Below are 6553 nucleotides of genomic sequence, written 5' to 3'. Positions count from 1 at the left end.
CGATTCAGCATTGGGAAGCACACTTTCCAGCAGCTGTGACAGGGGGCCACGCTTGCCGTTCTCGCTTGCGCACGTGCCTAGCAGCAGCGGTCAGAGTGAGCCGATCCAGCACGACAGGATGCCTGCGCAGGTCTGTGGCCCAGTCAGCATGAGCTTTCCCGTGCGGACGAGCGTGACGCCAGATCAACAGGGGCACGTGAAGGTTCGGTGCGGCGCCTCCGTGGGACCCTGGAGTCCCTACACAGAGATCAAGAGGAGGTCAGCGTGTCTGAGGCCAGCCCGCGTGGGACCTATCTGGTCATCGCCGAGGTGGTGCGTCAGAAGGTCAAGGAGGGCGTGGTTACTGATGCGCTGCCCTCCGAGGCATCCCTCATGCAGTCACATGCCGTGTCGCGAAACACGATCCGCCGCGCTCTCAGAGTCCTCGAAGCTGAGGGAACCCTTGAGTCCGTTCCTGGGATCGGGTGGCGGGTAGCGCGAGGCGGCGATCGGCGTTCATTGGCAGAGCGCATGGCCGGCGTGATCGTGGAAGATTCGCTCGCAGTTGGTGATACCTATCCGTCCGAAGCGAAGCTGTGCGAGCGCTTCCAAGCCTCTCGTACTGCTGTGCGCCGCGTGCTCGCGCAGATGGAAGGCAACGGCCTGCTCGCTACCGTCCACGGCAAGGGACGCACCGTACGCGCCCTCCCGGCCTCCACCCCCCAGTCGTAGCCTTAGCACCCATGGGGCTTACTGAGTGGGCATACTCGCTCTCCGAATCGCTGCTGTCCGAGCCGTTGCCGCGTCGCTGGGCACACTCCCTGGGGGTCGCCAAGCGGGCTCGGTCACTCAGCCCAATTCTTGGGGAGGACGCAGAGCTGCTGGAGACTGCGGCTGTGCTGCATGACATCGGCTACTCCCCCTCGCTCGCCACCAGCGGGTTTCACCCGCTTGACGGGGCCCGGTTCCTGCGGGACCAGGAAGGCGCCAACGAGCGAGTTGTACGGCTCGTTGCCCATCACTCCTGTGCACTCCTGGAAGCAGAGGAGCGAGGGCTTCGACAAGAGCTGGAGACCGAGTTCGCGCTGGAACGGCCGGAACTGGTGGACGCGCTCATCGTGTCCGACATGACGACGACACCAACCGGCGAGCACACGACGCCGGCAGCACGGCTAAACGAGATCGTGCAGCGATACGGCCCGGACACCATCGTGGGCCGGTTCATCCAGCGGGCGGCGCCGGAAATCCACGCGGCCAATGAGCGGGTGGAGCAGCGGATGGCCGCGGCCGGCGGCGCTCAGCCGATGTAGGGCTCCCTGCGCGTCTCGTCCAGGCCGTGTTGGATCCGGAGGAGCATGGAGGGGTGTACGTCGAGGTCATCGAGGTCCGCTGGGTCTACCCAGCGGACCTCCTTCGATTCACTGCTCGTGCGGAGGGTCCCGCCGATCGGCTTGGCTCGGAAGCAGACGGAGAACTGCTGGCGGACCTCGCCGTCGTCGTACGCGAGGACGTGCTCGGGGTCTGTGTAGAGCCCGACAACCCCCTCGACCTCGACCACGATGCCGGTCTCCTCCTCGACCTCGCGGACGGCGGTATCTCCGATCCGCTCACCGATGTCGTGGCCTCCACCCGGCAGTGCCCACAAGTCGTTGTCGGTCTTGTGGATGAGCAGGAGCCGCCCCTCGTCGTCGCGGACGACGACAGTCGTCGAAGGGACTACCGAGTTGGCTTTCGGGGCCTTCGGGTCGCGGAAGTAGTCGATCCGGGTCATGCGTCTGGACCTCCGAAGTCCGTCGGGGAGGCGATCGGTCTGGCGCTCTCCCAGACCCGTTCCACGCTCTCCGCGTAGGCGTCGAACAGCTCGCCGCCGGGGACGCGCTGAAGGTGCAGCACGGGCGCCATGTACGCGCCGACGCCGTACAGGTGCCCGTTGGCGAGCATGGCGTCATCGGACCGGTAGATGGAGTTGTAGAGCGTGGTTGAGTGGAGCCGGAACTCGACTCCAGGGAGCCCGAACAGCGGTGTGTAGTTGACCAGGGCGTTGCGAATCTTGCTGGCCATAGCGCCCCCGATCCCCTCGTCGGCTCCTCGTACGGCGACTGCGGCCGAGTCGGGGTCGCCGAGCATGAACCTGATCGGGAGGCCGTCGGCCGACTTCTCCTTCACCACCTGGTGGAAGGCGGCGTCCTCGGTGAGCCAGAAGCCCGAGTAGACCAGGACGTCGAAGTGGCGCCGAGCGCCGGCGTAGAGCTGGGGCCATAGCCGGTTCGGCACGACGGAGCGGTGCGGGTACAGCTGGACCAGCTCGGCGTTGCCCGCCTCCGTGACCTCGGCCGACGTCCGCTCCTCCGGCCAGAGGTAGGACACCTCCCGCTGGAGGAGTGATGCTGTCGCGTACTTGAAGCGGCGGTACGGCTGGCGCTTGGGGTCGTTGATCCAACGCTCCACTGTCTTGGCTGACACCCCAAGCCGTTCGGCCACCTCGTCCAGGGTCATGCCGCGCTCGATGATCGCGCCGCGTAAGCGTTCATTGGCCATGCCGTGCGCTCCCCCGGGTGGGACGACTTGGGACGACTTCACCGTAGCCAAGACGTCCTGGAGCCGTACATGCGCGGAGTCCAACGTCTGCCCTGATCGAGCCAATCTGGAGGCATCGAGCGGGGCGGACTCGCGGACACCAAAGACCCAAGGGACTTGACGGTGCGATTCCTTCTCCGCATGATGAGGAACAGGTAGTACATGTACCTTATCGGGCTTCGGCTCGGTGAACCGTGCTGCCCAGCGCCCGGAGAGGCCCGTGAAACGGCAGCGAAGGAAGCGTTTGTCCCGGTTGAGAACTGAACAGTGGATGCAGGCATCTGCGACAAGCCGTAGGCCCTGCCGCGCGAGCAGCAAGCACCTTCTCCCAGGCCGCCCTTGTGGGGCGGACAAGTGATCCGTACGTGCGGTGAGACAAGGGCAGAGATCGCCACCTATGCCACGCACCATGTCCGCCCCTTTGGAGGCCGGCGTGAAGCGATTAAGACCCTGGGCGCCCCTCCCGCTGGACCGGCGGAGTGGCCACGCCCACCGCGTCATCTGACTGCCGCAGTCGCTCGGCTGCGGCCGGTTGCCTCCCTCGCCCGTCCGGCCCCCGTTCGCGGGGCTGCCGTACGGGCGGGGTTGAGGGGAGCCGGAGATTCCTGGTTCTAACGGCGAGACCCCCCGGTGCTGGAACACCGGGGGGTCGGTTCGGGCCGTTCCTGTCTGAGAGGAACACACCCTATGAAGTCCATCGCTGCACTTCAGGCCGCTGTTACGGCCTCCCCGTCCGACGGCGAGCCGTCGAACACCGAGCTGGACGCGATCGAGCGGGAGATGCCGCTGATCGCGGCGGAGATCGACCTGCTGGACGTGGAGATCTGGATGCTGGACCGTCCGGCCACGGTGCTGGACGAGCGGCGGATCCGCCGGGCCCGTAACCGGGTCCTGGACGAGCGCTGCGCCCTGACGAACCGCGCCGGCCTGGCGCAGGCGGGCGGTGTCGCGTGAGCGGGGCGACGTTGAGGGTGCAGATGTCGTTGCGGTGCTGCGGGACGACGTATCCGGAGCGTGTTGAGGGGCCGTGCTGGCAGCTGTACGTGGCCACGCCCGGGCCGGTCGCCATGTGGCCGGTGTATGCGTGGCCGACGTCGCGGGAGGTCCCGCCCGTCGCCGAGCGGGAGGCCGTCCTTGGCCTGCTCGGCTACACGCTGGCCGAGGGCACCGAGTGGGTGTGGATCGAGGACACCGGTCCCGGGTACCACCCGCACCCGGTGCGCGTGGCACTGATCGCCGGTGCCCGGGTCGAGCCTCTGGCCGGGCGGGAGGTAGAGGGGTGACCGCCACCGGCAGGGAGCTGGGCACGCTCCAGAGGGTCGTTTTGGGGGCGGCGTTCGTGCCGATGCTGGCCACGGGCGGCGCCGGCGGGTTCGGCACCTACACCAACATCAAGGCCGCCTACGGCTCCGGCACCGCCGTCGGCGCCGTCGCGGCCGGCGAGGGCGCCACCGCCGTGCTCGCGATCGTCCTGCTCGGGCTGACGCTGCTGGGGCAGTCCTCGCCGAGGGTGATCCGGGCGGGGCTGTGGGCTCTTCCCGCAGCCGCCGCCGCGATGTCCGCCACGGCCGCCAAGACCCCCGGTGAGATGGTCATCTACGCCCTCACCCCCATGGGCATGACCGCCAGTGCGGAGGGGGCGGCGTTCCTGGCCCGGCGGATCGTGGTCTACCGCGACGGCCGCGACGCCGAGGCCGAGGCCCATGCCGCGAACCTGGTGCAGGCCCTGGCCTATCAGCGGGCCATGTCCGAGCGTCACCCCGACCCCAAGGTCCGCAAGAAGGCGGAACTGGAGTCGTGGAAGCTCGCCAAGAAGGTCGGGGCCGGGGATGTCGTCCTGGGTACCCGACTGGTCGATGCCCAGCGCGAGAAGGTCACCGACGGCGCACAGGCCGCCCTCGCCGCCATGTTCGGCGCGACCATCGTCGCCCCGGTCCTCACCGGACCGGTCGACTCTGAGGCGCCGCTGACGGTGGAGCTGGAGATCGACCGGTCTACCCGATCGATCCACCCCGCGAATGCGGAGGAATCGGAATGGACCGGTACGGAACGGTCTACCTCTGACCAGCCGCTTCCCGCTCTCGAACCCGCCCCCACCACCCCGGCACCGGTCGAGGAGGAAGAGCCCACCCCTCCCGCTTCGGTCGAGTCGACCGGTCGAGCGGCCATGCGGGTGGTCGCGGCCGAGCGGTCGACCCGGTCCGAGCGGGTCACCCGCCGTGTCCCGGACGCGGCCAAGGCGCCGGTGCCGCGCCGCACACGGGACGAACTCCTCTCAGAGGCTCGGCAGTTGACGGAGTCGTGGCCGGTGGAGAGCTTGACGGCCGATCGGATCCGGCGGGCGGTTCGCACGTCGCCGGAGAAGGGCCGTTGGCTGCGCGAGACCTTGCGCGCCGAACGAGGTGAGACCGCGTGAATGGCCCTGAGGAGACTTCCGTGTTCGCGACCGTGTTCGTGCTGCTCTACCTCGGTCACCTGCTGGCCGACTACCCGTTCCAGACCGACCACCAGGCCGCCCACAAGGCCGACCCGGGCGTGGTCGGGTGGCGGGCGAACCTCGACCACGCCGGCACCCATGTGGCCACCTGCGCCTTCGCGCTGCTGACCGGCATGGTCGCGCTGGACCTGTCCATCAGCACGGGAGCCGCATTCGCTGCCCTTGCGTGGATCGGCGGCACGCATGCGTTCATCGACCGCCGGTGGCCTGTGCGCTGGTGGATGACCCGCATGCGGCAGACGTCCTGGGCCGAGCACGGTGGCGCCGCGCACGTCGACCAGACCGCCCACATCCTCGCCCTCGCCCTGGCCGCGCTCGCGCTCGCGGTCTGACGACTGCCTGTCCATACCCGGCCTGCCGGGGAGCTGGGACAGCCCCGCATCCACAGACCAGAAGGACACCCCATGGCGACGTTCAACTTCGCTGGCTTCTCCATCGACACCTCCACCGCCACCGGCGAGGAGATCGCGACGGCCCTTCAGGACGCCGGGGTCACCGTGAACGGCTCGATCGTCGCCGGCAGCACCTTCGGCGTCAGCGGTGGAACCCACCACGGCGACGTCCACGGCGACGAGCGCAAGAGCGAGTAACCACCCCGCCTTCCTGCTTCGAACTTCCCGCCTGACCTGGGAGAACCTCGTGTCGAACCTTCCCGAGCCCGCCCCGGTCGTCCGCCTCCCGGACGGCACCTACACCTACGCCGACCAGCTCCCCGCCCCCGTCCAGCCCGGCCCGGTGCCGCAGGTCATCCAGCACATCCACCACGCCCCGCCCGACCGGACCGTTCAGCGGATCGCGCTCGGCTCCGGCATTGGCGCCGGCACGGTCGCCGCCGGGGTCTACTTCGGCCCGCTCCTCGTCGGCGCCCTCACGGCGATTGCCGCGAACCTGGCGCTGCTCGCGTTCCTCGCGGCCGTCATGGCCTGGGGCGTTGTCACCGTCGTGAAGTCGGTCGGCGGCCAGGACGGCGCGAACGCCGTGAAGAACGTCGGCAAGGCCCGCAAGTCCCTGCGTCGCCGCTGACGGCTGCCCGCCCACCCCCGACCGCGCTGGTCGGGGGTGGAAGGGGAGCCGGGACAGTCCCGTGCCCACCCGATCGAGGAGCCGTTCATGGCCCGCCGCTTCTTCGACTTCAACCACTGCCCCCGGTGCATGCGCTCCGTGCCCAAGCCCAACCCCCGCGTCTGCCCCTACCCCCGGTGCGGGATGCCCCTCAACCCCTACGCCCGCCGCTAACCCACCACCCGGAGGAACCCCATGAGCGCCCAGCCGAACACCGACTACGACCCTGATCACCCGCCGCTCACCCCCGGCGAGAAGGCGAAGTTCGCCTGGCTGATCGCCCGCATGTGCAAGCGCGGCATCGCCGGCGAGAACGTCTACCAGGAAGACCTGAAGAAGAAGGTGTCGGCGTACGGACTTTTCTCCCCAGTTGCGTACGGATGAACGTCCCCAGCTTTGGTCGCGGGTTGCGGCAGTGCGGCAGAGGATCTCGGTTGA

12 protein-coding genes are annotated in these 6553 nt (G+C 68.7%); 10 read left to right on the top strand and 2 right to left on the bottom strand.

The features are described from left to right. The first annotated feature begins 264 nt into the window (after positions 1-264). The gene (locus ACFQ8C_RS19205; RefSeq protein ID WP_383458761.1) at positions 265-711 is read left to right on the top strand and encodes a GntR family transcriptional regulator; all 447 of its coding nucleotides are present in this window, start codon (positions 265-267) and stop codon (positions 709-711) included. Between the two features lie 11 nt (positions 712-722). Continuing rightward, on the top strand, positions 723-1289 hold the full coding sequence (locus ACFQ8C_RS19200; RefSeq protein WP_383458758.1) for an HD domain-containing protein: 567 nt from the start codon (positions 723-725) through the stop codon (positions 1287-1289). On the opposite strand, the gene ACFQ8C_RS19195 is transcribed toward ACFQ8C_RS19200, so the two are convergent. Together ACFQ8C_RS19195 and ACFQ8C_RS19190 are read right to left on the bottom strand one after the other, a co-directional pair. Beyond that, positions 1277-1750 carry an NUDIX hydrolase gene (locus ACFQ8C_RS19195; protein WP_383458754.1) on the bottom strand — a complete coding sequence of 158 codons (474 nt, stop codon included), beginning with the start codon at positions 1748-1750 and terminating at the stop codon, positions 1277-1279. The genes ACFQ8C_RS19200 and ACFQ8C_RS19195 overlap by 13 nt on opposite strands. Further along, complete coding sequence (locus tag ACFQ8C_RS19190) at positions 1747-2517, bottom strand: helix-turn-helix domain-containing protein (RefSeq protein ID WP_383458752.1); 771 nt, start codon at positions 2515-2517, stop codon at positions 1747-1749. Before ACFQ8C_RS19190 ends, ACFQ8C_RS19195 begins: the two co-directional genes overlap by 4 nt. Before the next feature lie 726 nt (positions 2518-3243). On the opposite strand from ACFQ8C_RS19190, the gene ACFQ8C_RS19185 reads away from it, so the two are divergent. The 8 genes from ACFQ8C_RS19185 to ACFQ8C_RS19150 all read left to right on the top strand — a co-directional run bounded on the left by ACFQ8C_RS19185 (position 3244) and on the right by ACFQ8C_RS19150 (position 6499). Next, positions 3244-3510, top strand: a complete 267-nt coding sequence (locus ACFQ8C_RS19185; protein ID WP_383458749.1) for a DUF6284 family protein — start codon at positions 3244-3246, stop codon at positions 3508-3510. Positions 3511-3632: 122 nt separating this feature from the next. Next, positions 3633-3839, top strand: a complete 207-nt coding sequence (locus ACFQ8C_RS19180) for a DUF6303 family protein (protein WP_383458747.1) — start codon at positions 3633-3635, stop codon at positions 3837-3839. Next, positions 3836-4972, top strand: a complete 1137-nt coding sequence (locus tag ACFQ8C_RS19175) for a conjugal transfer protein (RefSeq protein WP_383458745.1) — start codon at positions 3836-3838, stop codon at positions 4970-4972. The genes ACFQ8C_RS19180 and ACFQ8C_RS19175 overlap by 4 nt, the downstream gene beginning before the upstream one ends. A 20-nt stretch (positions 4973-4992) precedes the next feature. After that, a complete protein-coding gene (locus ACFQ8C_RS19170) occupies positions 4993-5385 on the top strand; it encodes a DUF3307 domain-containing protein (protein WP_383458742.1) in 393 nt (130 codons plus the stop codon). A gap of 72 nt (positions 5386-5457) precedes the next feature. Continuing rightward, positions 5458-5643 carry a hypothetical protein gene (locus ACFQ8C_RS19165; RefSeq protein ID WP_383458740.1) on the top strand — a complete coding sequence of 62 codons (186 nt, stop codon included), beginning with the start codon at positions 5458-5460 and terminating at the stop codon, positions 5641-5643. Between the two features lie 49 nt (positions 5644-5692). Beyond that, the gene (locus ACFQ8C_RS19160) at positions 5693-6076 is read left to right on the top strand and encodes a DUF6251 family protein (RefSeq protein ID WP_383458737.1); all 384 of its coding nucleotides are present in this window, start codon (positions 5693-5695) and stop codon (positions 6074-6076) included. 87 nt (positions 6077-6163) lie between these two features. Continuing rightward, on the top strand, positions 6164-6289 hold the full coding sequence (locus ACFQ8C_RS19155) for a hypothetical protein (protein ID WP_383458734.1): 126 nt from the start codon (positions 6164-6166) through the stop codon (positions 6287-6289). Between the two features lie 21 nt (positions 6290-6310). Further along, positions 6311-6499 (top strand): DUF6257 family protein, encoded by a 189-nt coding sequence (locus tag ACFQ8C_RS19150; RefSeq protein ID WP_383458731.1) that lies wholly within the window; start codon positions 6311-6313, stop codon positions 6497-6499. Positions 6500-6553 lie beyond the last annotated feature (54 nt).

It is taken from the genome of Streptomyces sp. NPDC056503, from assembly GCF_042794995.1.
Lineage (GTDB): Bacteria > Actinomycetota > Actinomycetes > Streptomycetales > Streptomycetaceae > Streptomyces.
Note: the sequence above shows the minus strand (reverse complement) of the source record. Positions and strands in the feature narration are given on the sequence as shown.

What these genes read in the sequence shown, in the direction of transcription:
- ACFQ8C_RS19190 (WP_383458752.1), bottom strand. Translation starts at nt 2,517, where the DNA reads ATGGCCAATGAACGCTTACGCGGCGCGATCATCGAGCGCGGCATGACC.
- ACFQ8C_RS19165 (WP_383458740.1), top strand. Translation starts at nt 5,458, where the DNA reads ATGGCGACGTTCAACTTCGCTGGCTTCTCCATCGACACCTCCACCGCC.
- ACFQ8C_RS19195 (WP_383458754.1), bottom strand. Translation starts at nt 1,750, where the DNA reads ATGACCCGGATCGACTACTTCCGCGACCCGAAGGCCCCGAAAGCCAAC.
- ACFQ8C_RS19200 (WP_383458758.1), top strand. Translation starts at nt 723, where the DNA reads ATGGGGCTTACTGAGTGGGCATACTCGCTCTCCGAATCGCTGCTGTCC.
- ACFQ8C_RS19155 (WP_383458734.1), top strand. Translation starts at nt 6,164, where the DNA reads ATGGCCCGCCGCTTCTTCGACTTCAACCACTGCCCCCGGTGCATGCGC.
- ACFQ8C_RS19150 (WP_383458731.1), top strand. Translation starts at nt 6,311, where the DNA reads ATGAGCGCCCAGCCGAACACCGACTACGACCCTGATCACCCGCCGCTC.
- ACFQ8C_RS19185 (WP_383458749.1), top strand. Translation starts at nt 3,244, where the DNA reads ATGAAGTCCATCGCTGCACTTCAGGCCGCTGTTACGGCCTCCCCGTCC.